Here is a 16393-nt window from a genome sequence, read left to right as displayed (position 1 = left end):
CCCCTCGACATCATCCGCCGCCTGTGCAGCGAACAAGCGCTGCCCTCCCATCACATCGCCGCCCTTCGGGCCCAGCCAGGGGCCAGGTCGTGCGCATGCGGCCCATCTGATTTTGAGGATCACGAAGAAATGAACAAGACGTACCGATCGGTCTGGAACGAAGCGCTCGGAGCCTGGGTGGCGGCGTCGGAAACGGTGAAGGCCCGCGGCAAGGGAGGCGGTCGCGTACGCGCGGCTGTGTTGGCCGCGGGCCTGGCGGCGGTGACGGCGCTGGGCGCCGGCGATGCCTGGGCGCAGGCCGGCATCCATGACGGCACCGGGCATGCCAACCCCGACCCGGTGCCCGGCGCGGTGCTCGACATCAACTCCTCGACCCGCGGCGTGATGATGCCGCGCGTGGCGCTGACCGACGCGACCGTCTGGGGCCTGCCCGGCGGCGTGCCGGCCGACGGCATGGTGCTGTTCAACACCACCCCCGGCACGGCCGCCAACGGCCTCACGCAGGGCTTGGTGACCTGGAAGGGCGGGCGCTGGGTGAGCGTCGACGAGACGCCCTACCTGCACGTGAACGCGACCGCCGCCGGCAATTCGACGCTCGCCAATTCGGGCGCGACCGGCGCCAACAGCGTGGCGATCGGGCCCGACGCCAAGGCGAGCGCGGGCGACACGGTGGCCATGGGCAACGGCACCGAGGCACGCAAGCTCGGCGACATCGCCATCGGCCGCGGCGCGCTGGCGAGCGGCGGCAACAACCTCAACAGCCCGACCGAGAACTGGAGCTCGGTGGCGCTGGGCGCCTATGCCGCGGCCACCGAGAGCAACTCGGTCGCCGTCGGCGGTTCGGCCAAGGCCGAGGGACGCGGCACGGCGCTGGGATCGCGCGCCGAGGCCGGCTACGACACGGTCGCGGTCGGCATGTACGCGGGCATGAGCCGGCCGGCCAAGTCCGATCCCAACGATTTCAGCAATGCCTTCAACACCTTCGTGGGCAGCGGCGCCGGCGCCGCGGGCAGCGGTGCCCGCAACGCCTACGTCGGCAACCAGGCCGGCGCCATCGTCACCGGCGACGAGAACGTCGGCATGGGCTTCGGCGCGGGCGGGCTGACCACCGGCAACCGCAACATCGCGCTCGGCCAGCGCGCGGGCCAGGTCGTGACCGGCGACCAGAACATCCACCAGGGCACGCTCGCGGGGCTGCAGTCCACCGGCAGCAACAACATCGCGCTGGGCACCGGCGCCGGCGCCAACCTGGCGCTGGCCGCGCAGGATCCGAACAGCCCCATTCCCCAGGCCGTGGTGCAGGCGGCGAGCCTGGCGGCGCAGAACGAGTTCATGGGCTTCCTCGCCTCGCGCGGCGTGACGCAGGCCGGCATCGACGACGGCAGCTACACCATCGACGGCGCCGGCAACGTGGTGCAGGCCAGCAGCGGCAACGTGGTGGTGACGGCCGCCGAGCTGCAGGACTCGTTCGTGCGCGCCTCGCAGCGCAACGGCGTGGCCGGCACCAACGCCAGTCGCACCACGGCCATCGGCTACCTCTCGCGCGCCACCGGCGACGACGCGCTGGCCATCGGCTCCTCGGCGGTCGCGGGCGAGAAGGCCGCGGTGGCGATCGGCAGCGGCAGCCAGGCTTCCGGCGTCTCGGCCGTGGCCATCGGCACGGGCGCGCAGGCCAACGGCACGCAGTCGATCAGCATCGGCACGGGCAACATCGTCAACGGCGATCACAGCGGCGCCATCGGCGATCCGAACACGATCAGCGGCAACAATTCCTATGCGGTCGGCAACCACAACACGATCGCCGCCAGTTCGAGCCACGCGCAGGGCAACAACAACGCGCTGACCGATGCCACGGGCAGCTACCTGTTCGCCAACGGCGAGCAGAACAGCGTCTCGGGCAGCGGCAACTACGGTGCCATCGTCTCGGGCGGGCTCAACGCGATCGAGGGCAACATCAATGAATACAACCAGCTGATCGGCTACCAGAACGAGCTCAGCGGCAACGACAACCAGAGCACGAGCCAGATCGGCCGGAACAACAGCATCACGGGCGACGGCAACCGGCTGGTGAGCGTGATCGGCAACCAGAACGCGCTGACGGGCAAGAACGACAACACCAGCGTCCTCGGCACGGTCAACACGCTGGATGGCACCTCGCTGACCAGCGTCATCGGCGCCAACAACAAGGTCGGCGCGACTTCGGCCACCAGCGTGATCGGCAAGGGCCTCAGCGTGACCGGCGGCGAGAAGAACTTCGTCGGTGGCGTGGACACGACGCTCAACGGCCTGAGCTCCAGCGTGGTGCTGGCCGACGGCGGCCAGGTCGCGGACAACGCCAGCGGCGTGGTGCTGCTCGGCAAGGGCGCGCAGGCCGGTGCCAGCGACACCGTGGCGGTGGGCACCTCGGCGAGCGCGCTGCAGACCAGCGCCACCGCGGTCGGCAACGGCGCGCGCGCCGACGGCGCCACCGCCGTGGCGATCAACGGCCAGGCCACGGGCACCCAGTCGACCGCCATCAACGGCATCGCCAACGGCGCGGCGGCGGTGGCGATCGGCGGTGCCTCCAGCGGCACGGCCCGGGCCGACGGCTTCAGCGCCATCGCCATCGGCGGCCAGGCCACGGGCGACAACACCGTCGCGCTGGGCTGGGCCGCGCGCGTGGACAACGCCGAGAACGCGATGGCGCTCGGCGCGAACTCGCGCGCCAACGTCGCCGACGGCGTGGCGCTGGGCAGCCAGTCCGAGGCGAACACGGCGGCCGGCGTGGCCGGCTTCGATCCGGCCACGGGCAAGGCCTCCACCAACACCGGCGCGGCCTGGACCAGCACGCTGGGCGCGGTCAGCGTGGGCAGCAACGGCCAGACGCGCCAGATCACCAACGTGGCGGCCGGCAAGGAAGCGACCGACGCGGTGAACGTGGCGCAGCTGCAGGCGGTGCAGCAGGCGGTGGCCACGCACTACTACAGCGTGAACGACAACGGCGTGACGGGCGGCAACCACGGCAACGACGGCGCCACGGGCCTGAATGCCCTGGCGGCCGGCGTCGATGCCGCGGCGGCGGGCGACCATGCGACCGCGGTGGGTTCGGGTGCCCAGGCGGCCGGTGCCGGCTCGACGGCCGTCGGCGTGGGCGCGGGCCAGGGCACGCCGGGCGCGAGCAACACCGCGGTAGGCGCCTCGGCCGGTGCGTCGGTGACCGGCAGCGAGAACGCGGCCTTCGGCAGCGGCGCCGGCACGGGCGTCACGGGAGAGGCCAACACCAGCCTCGGCACCTCGGCCGGGGTCGATGCCCAGGGCGACCGCAACACCTTCGTGGGCAACGACTCGGGGACCGGCGCCAAGGGCACGCGCAACGTGGCGGTCGGCAACAACGCGGGCGACAGCATCGACGGCAACGACAACCTGGGCCTGGGCAGCAGCGCGGGCAACGGCGTGCAGGGCAACCGCAACGTCGGCGTCGGCGCGGTGGCCGGCAGCGTGGTGACGGGGACCGACAACGCCGCGCTCGGCACGGGGGCCGTGAGCCTCGTGAAGGGCAGCGGCAATGTCGGCGTGGGGCAGGGCGCGGGCGGCGTGGTCGATGGCGACAACAACGTCTCCATCGGCAGGGGCGCCGGCACGGCGGCGATGCTCGACCTGGACCGCGGCGGCTACGTCGACCGCAGCGGCAACCTGCTGGCGGGACAGCCGGCGGCCACGAAGGCGAACGACACGGTCTCGATCGGCAACCTCGCCTATGCCTCGAAGGACCGCGCGATCGCGGTGGGCAAGGGCACCGAGGCCAGCGGTCTCGAGGCCGTGGCCATGGGCCCGGGCGCGCAGGCCAACGGCGACGAGAGCCTCAGCGTCGGCCCGAACGCGGGCCGGGGCTCGAGCGGTGCCTACAACGCCGCCTTCGGCACCAAGGCCGGACAGAACGTGACCGGCACCAGCAACGTCGCATTTGGCGGCAATGCGGGCAACGGCGTGGCCGGCGACTTCAACCTCGGCGTAGGCGAGGGCGCGGGCACGCGCACCGCGGGCTCGTACAACGCGGCCCAGGGCCACTATGCGGGCACCGACATCAAGGGCAACGCGAACCTGTCCGCCGGCTTCTACGCGGGCTTGGGCACCCAGGGCGACAACAACGTGGCCCTGGGCAGCATGGCGGGCGTCAACGTCGAGGCCAGCGACACGGTGAGCATCGGCAGCAGCGCCGTGGCCGGCAAGGACGGCGCGGTCGCGGTCGGCCGCGAGGCCCAGGCCAGCGCGGCCGACGGCGTGGCGCTGGGCGCCGGATCGCAGGCGACGCAGGATGCGGCCGCGCTGGCGCTGAAGAACGCCTATGCGCCCGATGGCGCCGCGGTGGCCGGCGGCGCGCCGGTGGGCGAGGTGTCGGTGGGCAGCGCGGGCAAGGAGCGCCGCATCACCAACCTCGCGGCAGGTTCGGACGACACCGACGCGGTGAACGTGAGCCAGCTCAAGGCGGCACAGACGCACTACTACAGCGTGAACGACAACGGCACGCCCCAGGGCAACCACGACAACAACGGGGCCACGGGCATCAACAGCCTGGCGGCGGGCGTGAATGCCGCGGCGACGGCGGACCAGTCGGTGGCCGTCGGCGTTTCGTCCGTGGCCTCGGGCGGCGGCGGCGTGGCCGTGGGCAATTCTTCGCAGGCGCTGGGCCAGCAGACCACGGCCATCGGCGGGAACGCCGGCAATGGCGTGACCGGCGGCGACTATGCCACCTATGTCGGTACGAGTGCCGGCGCGGCTTCCAAGGGCGCGTCCAACACCTACGTCGGCAGCAGCGCGGGCCTTGGCGCGACCGGAAACTACAACGCGACATTGGGCACCACGTCCGGCTACAAGCTGGCGGGGGACTACAACACCATCGTCGGGACCTCCGCCGGCCTGTCGACCCAGGGGGACCGCAACGTCGCCGTCGGCACCTTCGCGGGAATGAACCTGCAAGGCAGCGACAACCATGTCGCCGGCAGCGCGGCCGGCTTCGCCCTCCAGGGCGACAACAACGTCGCGGTCGGTACCTCGGCCGGCACCGGCTACTTCATCGACACCAAGACGGGCCTGCTCACCGACCGCAACGGCAACAAGGTGGCGGCCACGCCGCCGCGCACCGTGCTGAACGACACCGTGGCCGTCGGCAACCATGCCATCACCGACTCGGACCGTTCGATCGCGCTGGGCAAGCGCGCCATCGCCGGTGCCAGCGGCAGGACGGACGCCATTGCCATCGGCACCGGCGCGCAGGCCCTCGGCGCGAGCAGCATCGGCATCGGCACCGGCAACATCGTCAGCGGCGACAACAGCGGTGCCATCGGCGACCCGAACATCGTCAGCGGATCGGGCAGCTACGCGGTGGGCAACAACAACGACATCGCGGCCAACAACGCCTTCGCGGTAGGCAACAACGTGACTATCGCCGCGGGTCTGGATGGCGCGGTGGGCATCGGCAACGGCAGCACGGTGAGCGCGGCGACCGTGGCGTCGTATGCGCCCAATGGGGCCGCCGTGGCCGGCACGGCCACCGGCAGCAACGTGGTAAGCGTCGGCGCCTCGGGCGCGGAGCGGCGCCTCACCAACGTGGCTGCCGGCGGCGCGGACACCGACGCGGTGAACGTGAGCCAGCTCAAGGCCGCGCAGACGCACTACTACAGCGTGAACGACAACGGCACGCCGGGCGACAACTACGACAACAAGGGCGCGACCGGAACCAACGCGCTGGCCGCGGGCGTGGGCGCCGCGGCCAAGGCGAACGACGGCGTGGCCGTCGGTGCCTCGGCGGTGGCGGACGGCACCTCGGGGGGCTCGGTGGCCATCGGCCGCGGCGCCAGCGCCTTCACCTCCAGCGGCGGGGCGGTCAACCATGGCGCCACCGCGATCGGCAGCGGCGCGACCGCGAGCTTCTCGAACTCGACGGCGCTCGGCGGCGATGCCAGCGCGCTGGCTTCGGAAGCGACCTCGCTGGGCGCGGGCAGCAGCGCCGGCACCAATGCCGTGGCCGCCGGCTTCCAGGCCAAGGCCGCCAATGGCGGCGCGGCCATCGGTTTCAACGCGACCACCGTGGGCACCGCGGCCGTGGCCGTCGGCCCCGGTGCGACCGGCACCGGCCTCGCGTCGGTGTCCGTGGGGTCCAACACCGATGCGCAGGGCGTCGGCGCCGTGACCGTGGGCGCGGCCAGCCGCGCGTTCCAGGATGGCAGCACCGCACTCGGCGTGCGTGCGTCCGCCGCCCTGGCCGACAGCGTGGCGCTGGGCAGCAACTCGCTGGCGAACACGGCCGCGGGCGTGGTCGGCTACGACCCGAGCACCGGCACCGCCGCGAAGAGCGGCACGGCGATCGCCGACACCACCAGCACGCTGGCGGCGGTGAGCGTGGGCGGCAATGGCCAGTTGCGCCAGATCACCAACGTGGCCGCGGGCGCCGCGGACAGCGACGCGGTCAACGTGAGCCAGCTCAAGGCCGTGAGCCAGGTCGCGAACGCGGGCTGGAACGTGGCGGCCAATGGCGAGGCCACGGGCGGCAACGTCGCGCCTGGCGGCAAGGTGGACTTCGGCAACTCGGATGGCAACGTCACGATCACCCGCACCGGGACCGATCTCGATGTGAAGCTGGCCGATGACGTGAAGATCAACAACAGCGTGACGGTGGGGCAGAGCGTGCTCGACACCACGGGGCTGACGGTCAACAACGGGACCACGACGACCGCCGTGTCGGCGGGTGGCGTGAGCAGCGGGACGGTGAAGCTCAGTGGGGTCACGAACGACATCCAGGGGCTGAGCAACAAGACGCTGACCGATCCGGGCTTTGCGACCGTGGGGCGTGCTGCCACCGAGGAGCAACTCAAGCTGGTCGATCAGACCGCCAATGCAGGCTGGAACGTGACGGCCAATGGCGCGGGTTCGTCGACGGCGAACATCGGCCCGAACGGCAAGGTCACGTTCAATGGCGACAGCAACATGACCGTGACGCAGACGGGGGCTGCCAATGACGGCCAGGTGAATGTCGCGCTCAACAAGGACGTGAACCTCACGGCGGCGGGCAGCCTGAGCACGGGCAACAGCCGGGTCGACAACGCGGGCCTGACCGTCAACGACGGGACCACCACGACGGCGGTGTCGGCTGGGGGCGTGAGCAGCGGTACGGTGAATCTCAGCGGTGTCAGCAACGACATTCAGGGGCTGAGCAACAAGACGTTGACCGATCCGAGCTTTGCGACTGTCGGTCGTGCGGCGACCGAAGAGCAGCTGAAGCTCGTCGACCAGACCGCCAATGCAGGCTGGAACGTGGCGGCCAATGGTGAGGCCACGGGTGCGAACGTGGCGCCGGGCGGCAAGGTGGACTTCAGCAACTCGGACGGCAATGTCACGATCACTCGCACGGGCACCAACCTCGACGTGAAGCTGGCCGACGATGTGAAGGTCAACAACAGCGTGACCGTGGGCCAGAGCGTCGTGAACACGACGGGCTTGACCGTCAACAACGGAACCACCACGACGGCTGTCTCTGCCGGTGGCGTGACCAGCGGCACGGTGAATCTCAGCGGTGTCAGCAACGACATCCAGGGCCTGAGCAACAAGACCTTGACCGATCCGACATTCGCGACTGTCGGTCGCGCGGCAACGGAAGAACAGCTCAAGCTCGTCGACCAGACCGCCAACGCGGGCTGGAACGTGGCCGCCAATGGCGAGGCCACTGGCGGCAATGTGGCGCCGGGTGGCAAGGTGAACTTCGGCAGCTCCGACGGCAACATCGCGATCCAGCGCACGGGCACCGACCTCGACTTCAAGCTCGCCGACGACGTCAAGGTGAACAACAGCGTGACCGTGGGCCAGAGCGTCGTGAACACGACGGGCCTGACAGTCAACAACGGGACTACCACGACGGTGGTGTCGGCGGGCGGCGTGAGCAGCGGCACGGTCAAGCTCAGCGGTGTCACGAACGACATCCAGGGCCTGAGCAACAAGACCTTGACCGATCCGACGTTCGCGACTGTCGGTCGTGCGGCGACCGAAGAGCAACTGAAGATCGTCGACCAGACGGCCAATGCAGGCTGGAATGTGGCGGCCAACGGCGAAGCCACGGGTGCGAACGTTGCGCCTGGCGGCAAGGTCGACTTCAGCAATTCGGACGGCAACGTCACGATCACTCGCACGGGTACCAATCTCGATGTGAAGCTGGCTGACGACGTGAAGGTCAACAACAGCGTGACGGTGGGCCAAAGTGTCGTGAACACGACGGGGCTGACGGTCAACAACGGAACGACCACGACGGCCGTCTCGGCCGGTGGCGTGACCAGCGGCACAGTGAGCCTCAGTGGGGTCACGAATGACATCCAGGGCTTGAGCAACAAGACCTTGACCGATCCGAGCTTCGCGACCGTGGGCCGTGCCGCTACTGAAGAACAACTGAAGCTCGTCGACCAGACCGCCAATGCGGGCTGGAACGTGGCGGCCAACGGAGAAGCCACGGGTGCGAACGTTGCGCCTGGTGGCAAGGTCGATTTCAGCAACTCGGACGGCAACGTCACGATCACCCGCACGGGTACGAACCTGGACGTGAAGCTGGCCGACGATGTGAAGGTCAACAACAGCGTGACCGTGGGCCAGAGCGTGGTGAACACGACAGGGCTGACGGTCAACAACGGAACGACCACGACGGCGGTTTCGGCGAGCGGAGTGACCAGCGGCACAGTGAACCTTAGCGGCGTCACCAACGACGTCCAAGGCCTCAGCAACAAGACCCTGACGGATCCGACATTCGCGACTGTCGGCCGTGCGGCGACCGAAGAGCAATTGAAGCTCGTCGACCAGACCGCCAATGCGGGCTGGAACGTGGCAGCCAACGGAGAAGCCACAGGCGCGAACGTTGCACCCGGCGGCAAGGTCGACTTCAGCAATTCGGATAGCAACGTCACGATTACCCGTACGGGCACCAATCTCGATGTGAAGCTGGCCGATGACGTGAAAGTCAACAACAGCGTGACGGTGGGGCAGAGCGTTGTGAACACGACGGGGCTGACGGTCAACAACGGAACCACCACGACGGCGGTTTCTGCTGGTGGCGTGACCAGCGGAACGATCAACCTCAGTGGTGTCACCAACGACGTCCAAGGGTTGAGCAACAAGACGCTGACCGACCCGAGCTTTGCGACCGTGGGTCGCGCGGCGACCGAAGAGCAATTGAAGCTCGTCGATCAAACCGCCAATGCGGGCTGGAACGTGGCCGCGAACGGAGAAGCCACAGGCGCGAACGTTGCGCCCGGCGGCAAGGTGGACTTCAGCAACTCGGACGGCAACGTCACGATCAAGCGCACGGGTACGAACCTGGACGTGAAGTTGGCCGACGACGTGAAGGTCAACAGCAGCGTGACGGTGGGCCAGAGCGTCGTGAACACCACGGGTCTGACCGTCAACAACGGAACCACGACAACCGCGGTTTCGGCGGGAGGCGTGACCAGCGGCACGGTGAACCTCAGCGGCATCACCAACGACGTCCAAGGCCTCAGCAACAAGACGCTGACCGATCCGACATTCGCGACCGTGGGTCGTGCGGCGACCGAAGAGCAGCTCAAGCTGGTCGACCAGACCGCCAGCGCGGGCTGGAACGTGGCAGCCAATGGTGAGGCCACGGGTGGCAATGTGGCGCCTGGCGGCAAGGTCGACTTCAGCAACTCGGATGGCAATGTCACGATCAAGCGCACGGGCACCAACCTGGACGTGAAGCTCGCGGACGACGTGAAAGTCAACAACAGCGTGACGGTGGGCCAAAGCGTCGTCAACACGACGGGCCTGACGGTTGCCAACGGGACCACGACGACGGCCGTGTCGGCTGGCGGCGTGACCAGCGGAACGGTCAACCTCAGCGGTGTCACGAACGACATCAAAGGCCTGAGCAACAAGACCCTGACCGATCCGACATTCGCGACGGTGGGCCGCGCGGCGACCGAAGAGCAGCTCAAGCTCGTGGACCAGACCGCCAGCGCCGGCTGGAATGTGGCGGCCAACGGCGAAGCCACGGGAGGCAATGTCGCGCCGGGCGGCAAGGTCGACTTCAGCAACTCGGATGGCAATGTCACGATCAAGCGCACGGGCACCGATCTGGATTTCAAGCTCGCGGACGACGTGAAGGTCAACAACAGCGTGACGGTGGGGCAGAGCGTCGTGAACACGACGGGCCTGACCGTCAACAACGGGACCACGACGACGGCCGTGTCGGCCGGTGGCGTGACCAGTGGAACGGTGAACCTCAGTGGGGTCACCAACGACGTCCAAGGCCTCAGCAACAAGACGCTGACCGATCCGACATTCGCAACCGTGGGCCGTGCCGCAACGGAAGAGCAGCTCAAGCTGGTCGACCAGACCGCCAGCGCAGGCTGGAACGTTGCCGCCAACGGCGAAGCGACCGGCGGCAATGTGGCGCCGGGCGGCAAGGTCGATTTCAGCAACTCGGACGGCAACGTCACGATCACCCGTACCGGGACCAACCTGGACGTGAAGCTCGCCGATGACGTCAAGGTCAACAACAGCGTGACGGTCGGCCAGAGCGTCATGAACACGACGGGCCTGACGGTTGCCAACGGGACCACGACGACGGCCGTGTCGGCTGGCGGCGTGACCAGCGGCACGGTCAACCTCAGCGGTGTCACGAACGACATCAAAGGTCTGAGCAACAAGACCCTGACTGACCCGACATTCGCGACGGTGGGCCGCGCGGCGACCGAAGAGCAGCTCAAGCTGGTCGACCAGACCGCCAACGCAGGCTGGAACGTGGCCGCCAATGGCGAGGCCACGGGCGGCAATGTGGCACCGGGTGGCAAGGTGAACTTCGGCAACTCGGATGGAAATGTCACGATCAAGCGCGCGGGTACCGATCTGGACTTCAAGCTCGCCGACGACGTCAAGGTGAACAACAGCCTGACCGTGGGACAGAGCGTCGTGAACACGACGGGCCTGACCATCAACAACGGCACGACAACCACGGCCGTCTCGGCCGGCGGCGTGACCAGTGGCACGGTGAACCTCAGCGGCATCACCAACGACGTCCAAGGCCTCAGCAACAAGACGCTGACCGATCCAACGTTCGCGACCGTGGGCCGTGCTGCAACCGAAGAGCAGCTCAAGCTCGTCGACCAGACGGCCAGCGCGGGCTGGAACGTGACGGCCAATGGCGCGGGCTCGACCATGGCCAACATCGGTCCGAACGGCAAGGTCACGTTCAATGGCGACAGCAACATGACCGTGACGCAGAGCGGCGTGGCCAACGACGGGCAGGTGAAGGTGGCGCTCAACAAGGACGTAAACCTCACGGCCGCGGGCAGCCTGAGCACGGGCAACAGCCTCGTCAACAACGCGGGCCTGACGGTGAACGACGGGAGCACCACGACGGCCGTGTCGGCCGGAGGCGTGAGCAGCGGCACCGTCAAGCTCAGCGGCGTCACGAACGACATCCAGGGCCTGAGCAACAAGACCCTGACCGATCCGACATTCGCGACCGTGGGCCGCGCAGCGACTGAAGAGCAGCTCAAGCTCGTCGACCAGACGGCCAATGCAGGCTGGAACGTGGCGGCCAACGGCGAAGCCACGGGCGGCAATGTGGCACCGGGTGGCAAGGTGAACTTCGGCAACTCGGATGGCAACGTCGCGATCCAGCGCACGGGCACCGATCTGGACTTCAAGCTCGCCGACGACGTCAAGGTCAACAACAGCGTGACCGTGGGCCAGAGCGTCGTGAACACGACGGGCCTGACAGTCAACAATGGGACCACCACGACGGCGGTGTCGGCGGGCGGCGTGACCAGCGGCACGGTCAAGCTCAGCGGTTTCACGAACGACATCCAGGGCCTGAGCAACAAGACGCTGAACGATCCGAGCTTTGCGACCGTGGGCCGCGCAGCGACCGAAGAACAGCTCAAGCTCGTCGACCAGACCGCCAGCGCGGGCTGGAATGTGGCCGCCAACGGCGAAGCCACGGGCGGCAATGTGGCGCCGGGCGGCAAGGTGAACTTCGGCAGCTCCGACGGCAACGTCGCGATCCAGCGCACGGGCACCGACCTCGACTTCAAGCTCGCCGACGACGTCAAGGTCAACCGCAGCGTGACCGTGGGCGACACGGTGATGAACAACGCCGGGGTGGCCGTGGGTCCGGACGTCAAGCTCGGGTCGACCGGCCTGACGATCGCGGGTGGTCCGAGCGTGACCACCTCGGGCATCGATGCCGGGGGCAAGGTGATCACCAACGTCGCGCCGGGCGTGGCCGACACCGACGCGGTCAACGTGAGCCAGCTCAACGACACGGTGGACAAGGGCAAGACCAGGTACTACAGCGTGAACTCGACCGGCGGCGGCAACGAGCAGAACGACGGCGCGACCGGTGCCGACGCCATCGCCTCGGGCAAGGACGCGAAGGCCGCGGGCGACAACGCGGTGGCCATGGGCACGGCGGCGCAGGCCACCGGCGCCAGCGCCACGGCGCTCGGGAATGCCGCCTGGGCGCTCGGCGACCGCGGCACCGCGGTGGGCTACTTCTCGACCGCGGGCGGCATCGACAGCACCGCTTTCGGTGCCTGGTCGCGGGCCCTGGGCAACGGCAGCGTGGCGGCCGGCGCGGCCTCGACCGCCGCGGGCACGGCCAGCGTGGCCGTGGGGGCGGGCAGCACCGCGACCGCCGATGGCGGCGTGGCGCTGGGCGCGCTCTCGGTGGCCGACCGCGCGGCGGGCACGGCGGGCTACGTGCCGCCGGGCGCCGATGCCGCGTCATCGAAGGCGATCGCCTCCACCACCGCCACGGCGGGCGCCGTCGGCGTCGGCGATGCGGCCAACGGCCTGCTGCGCCAGATCACCGGCGTGGCCGCGGGCTCGGCGCTCACCGATGCGGTCAACGTGGCGCAGCTGCAGGCCGTGGCCAGCCAGGCCGCGAGCGCGGGCAACAAGTGGATCACCGGGTCGCCGACCACCTACGTGGCGCCGACGTCCAGCGGCAAGGACGGCACCGCGGTGGGATCGGGCGCGGTCGTCAAGGCCGACAGGGGCGTGGCGATCGGCACCGGTGCCGTGGTCAGCACCGACAACAGCGTGGCGCTGGGCAACGACTCGACGACCTCGAAGGCCAGGCCCACCGAGGAGGTGACGATCCAGGGCACGACCTACAAGTTCGCCGGCGCCAAGCCGGTGGGCGTGGTCAGCGTGGGCTCGGAAGGCAAGGAGCGCCAGATCACCAACGTCGCGGCCGGCGAGATCAGCGCCACCAGCACCGACGCGGTGAACGGCAGCCAGCTCTACGCGACCAACCAGGCCATCAACAACATCCAGACCGGCTCGGGCATCAAGTACTTCCATGCCAACTCGCAGGCGGCGGACTCGAACGCCGCCGGCGCCGAGAGCGTGGCCATCGGCCCGCGCGCCGAGGCACTGGGCCCCAGCGCGGTCGCCACCGGCAACGGCGCGCGCGCCATCGGCGCGGGCAGCCTCGCGCTCGGCGGCAACTCGCTGGCCTCGAGCAGCAATGGCGTGGCGCTGGGCAACGGCGCGGTGGCCGACCGCGCGGGCATGAACGGCCAGCGCGAGATGTTCTCGGGCGTGGCCGTGGCTTCCGCGCAGGGCGCGCTGTCGGTCGGCGCGAGCGGCAACGAACGCCAGATCACCAACGTGGCCGGCGGCACGCAGGCCACCGACGCGGTCAACGTGCGGCAGCTGCAGGCGGTGCAGCAGAGCACGGTGCGCTACGACACCAACCCCGACGGCACCGTCAACTACAACAGCGTGACGATGGGCAACGGCGCCTCCAGCGGGCCGGTGACCATCCAGAACGTGGCGCCGGGTGTCGCGCCCACCGACGCGGTCAACGTGCAGCAGCTCAACCAGTCGAGCGCCGCCAACAACGCCTACACCGACATGCGCGCGAATGCGCTGGGCAACGAGATCCGCAGCGTGGCGCGCAATGCCTACGCCGGCGTCGCGGCCGCGATGGCGGTGCAGATGCCGGGCTCCTACGTGCCGGGCAAGACGGTGATGCGCATGGGCTACGGCGTCTTCAAGGGCGAGAGCGCGATGGGCGTGAGCTTCCGCCGCACGGCCGAGAGCAACGCCTGGAGCCTGACCGGCGGCGTCGGCCTGAGCCGTGCCGGCGCGTCGGCCACGGTGGGCGCGGAATGGGTCTTCAATTGAGCACGGGGAGAAGGACGATGAGCACGAGTCGAACGAAGCAGGCGGCGGGGCTGGCCCTGCTGGTCATGGCGGGGACGCTGATCCAGGGCTGCGCGTCGCCCGGTGCGGCGATCGACAAGGAGGCGCAGGCGCGCGCCGCCGCGGAGCAGCCCGCGCCGCCGAAGCCCGAGGAGTTTCCGGATCCGGCCAGGGCCAACTGGAAGCAGGGCGCGTTCCCGGCACCGAAGGCGTTCGAGCGGGTGCGCCCCGGCATGGGCAAGGACCCGCTGCGCGAGCTGCTGGGCTGGCCGCATTTCAGCGAGGGCCTGTGGGGCGTGCGCGAGTGGAACTACATCTTCCACTTCTACAACGGCAAGGGCAGCGACTACACCACCTGCCAGTACATGGTGCGCTTCAATGCCGACAACCTGGCGACCGGCGCATGGTGGAAGAACCCCGAGTGCGCGCTGCTCGCGCAGCCGCCCGCGGTCACGCCGATTCCCGCCGGTACCAGGCTCGCGCCGCCGCAGAAGCTCACGCTCAGCGCCGACGGCCTGTTCCGCTTCGACGGCGCCGCGGCCACCGACCTGCTGCCCGAGGGCCGTGCACGGGTGGAGCGCCTGGCCGGCGAGCTGCGCCACGGCTTCCGCGCGCTGCACTACGTCGTCGTGACCGGCCACACCGATCGGCTCGGCGGCGATGCCTACAACGAGGCCCTGTCGCTGGCGCGCGCGAACACCGTGCGCGACCTGCTCGTGCAGCAGGGCATCGAGCGCAAGCTGATCCGGACCGCCGGCATGGGCAAGCGCCAGCCCGTGGTCAGCGACTGCGAGGGCACGCGCGCATCGCCGGCGCTGCTGCAATGCCTGCAGCCCAACCGGCGGGTCGAGATCGACGTGGCGGGGGAGCAGTAGGCCATGCGCGCGGCGCCGAGCCGCCCCCTGGCCAGCCCGCATCGCGGCGCGACGCACGGCGGTGTTTCGATGGGCAAGCGCGTCCAGCTCGGGCTGCGGATCGCGCTGGTCGACGCCGACGCGCTGCAGCGTGCCTGCACCGCCAATTCGCTCATCGCGCTCGGGGCCGATGTCGTGCCCTTCGTGCATCTCGCCGACCTCGTCGGCGCCTTCGATGCCCGGCAGAAGTTCGACGGCGTGGTCGTGGGCCTGCATGCCGATGCGCGGCGGACGCTGTCGCGCGTGCCCGACCTCGAGGCCGCGGCCGGCCGCGCGCTGCCGCTGGTGTACGTGACGCACCGCAGCGAGCTGCAGGCCGTCGATGCCGTGCCGACCGCCCTGCGCGCGGGCCGGTCGTTCCAGCTGCTGTGCTCGCCGGTCGAGGACGCGCAGCTGCTGGCCTGGCTGGAGACGCTGGCGGCCTGGGGCCGCGGCACGCTGCGCGCCCGGGCCTGACGCAAGACGGCCGCTACGGCTGCGCCGGCTCGGCCGGCACCGCGACGATCTGGTAGCCCTGGCCGTACACCGCGCGCAGCACGAAGCCGTTCTCGGCGCGCAGGTCGAGCCGGCTGCGCACGTTGGTGGCGCAGACGTCGAGCACGCGCGCACCGGCGCGCGGCGTGGGCGTCTGCCAGACCGATTGCCAGAGCCATTCGCGCGTGACCACCTGGCCGAGGTGGCGGAACAGGGTCAGCGCGAAGGCGTACTGGCGCGGCTGCAGCCGGATGCTGCGATGGCGGTGCAGCACCGTGCTGGCCGTGCCGAGAAAACGGTAGTCGCCCCAGGCGCCGAAACCCGAGGTGGCGGCCGGCGCGTTGCGGGGCGGGCGCTGCTTCGACAGCAGCGCCCGCAGGCGCCATTCGAGTTCGGTCGTCGCGCTCTCGCTCGGGACCTCGTCGAACTCGATCAGGTCGTCCCAGCCCGGCGCGCCGTGCCAGGAGGCGAGCTGCGCCCACTGCCGCGTGCGCACCACGAGCAGCGTGGGCAGTTCCAGCGTGCGGCAGACGGCGAACAGGCTGCGGCGCGTCAGTTCGTCCTCCACCGCCACGAGCAGCAGGTCGAAGTGCTCGCCGGCACTCAGCGCGGCCAGGAAGTTCGTCGGCCCCGCGAAGGCGACCGCGTCGTGGCCCATGCGCCGCAACTGGCCGAGCAGGCGGCCGCCATCGCCGTGCCGATCGTCGATCAATGCCACGTGCGCCCCGCCGGCCCCATCGGTCCTGTCGAGGGAGGGCGTCTTCATTTCCATCTTGCTGACATGCCTGTGCGCGGGTGCCGGGAGCTCCAACCGGGAA

General features: G+C 69.8%; 4 protein-coding genes. 3 read left to right on the top strand and 1 reads right to left on the bottom strand.

Going from position 1 to position 16393, the window contains the following annotated elements:
• Window positions 1–129: 129 nt before the first annotated feature.
• From AC07PU_RS19890 to AC07PU_RS19880, 3 genes are all read left to right on the top strand, one after another.
• Window positions 130–14169: an ESPR-type extended signal peptide-containing protein gene (locus AC07PU_RS19890; protein WP_495319775.1), complete on the top strand. Its 14040-nt coding sequence runs from the start codon at window positions 130–132 to the stop codon at window positions 14167–14169.
• A 17-nt stretch (window positions 14170–14186) separates the two neighbouring features.
• A complete protein-coding gene (locus AC07PU_RS19885; protein WP_495319773.1) occupies window positions 14187–15062 on the top strand; it encodes an OmpA family protein in 876 nt (291 codons plus the stop codon).
• Between the two features lie 69 nt (window positions 15063–15131).
• Window positions 15132–15557 (top strand): hypothetical protein, encoded by a 426-nt coding sequence (locus AC07PU_RS19880; protein ID WP_208512857.1) that lies wholly within the window; start codon window positions 15132–15134, stop codon window positions 15555–15557.
• A 13-nt stretch (window positions 15558–15570) separates the two neighbouring features.
• Here AC07PU_RS19880 and AC07PU_RS19875 read toward each other — a convergent pair whose 3' ends face one another.
• On the bottom strand, window positions 15571–16341 hold the full coding sequence (locus AC07PU_RS19875; RefSeq protein WP_495319770.1) for a winged helix-turn-helix domain-containing protein: 771 nt from the start codon (window positions 16339–16341) through the stop codon (window positions 15571–15573).
• Between the last annotated feature and the right edge of the window lie 52 nt (window positions 16342–16393).

The organism is Variovorax sp. GW821-FHT10D07, assembly GCF_059415325.1.
Note: the sequence above shows the minus strand (reverse complement) of the source record. Positions and strands in the feature narration are given on the sequence as shown.

Excerpts from the sequence above, each read along its gene's own strand:
- AC07PU_RS19890 (WP_495319775.1), top strand. The coding sequence starts at position 130 with ATGAACAAGACGTACCGATCGGTCTGGAACGAAGCGCTCGGAGCCTGG.
- AC07PU_RS19885 (WP_495319773.1), top strand. The coding sequence starts at position 14,187 with ATGAGCACGAGTCGAACGAAGCAGGCGGCGGGGCTGGCCCTGCTGGTC.
- AC07PU_RS19880 (WP_208512857.1), top strand. The coding sequence starts at position 15,132 with ATGGGCAAGCGCGTCCAGCTCGGGCTGCGGATCGCGCTGGTCGACGCC.
- AC07PU_RS19875 (WP_495319770.1), bottom strand. The coding sequence starts at position 16,341 with ATGAAGACGCCCTCCCTCGACAGGACCGATGGGGCCGGCGGGGCGCAC.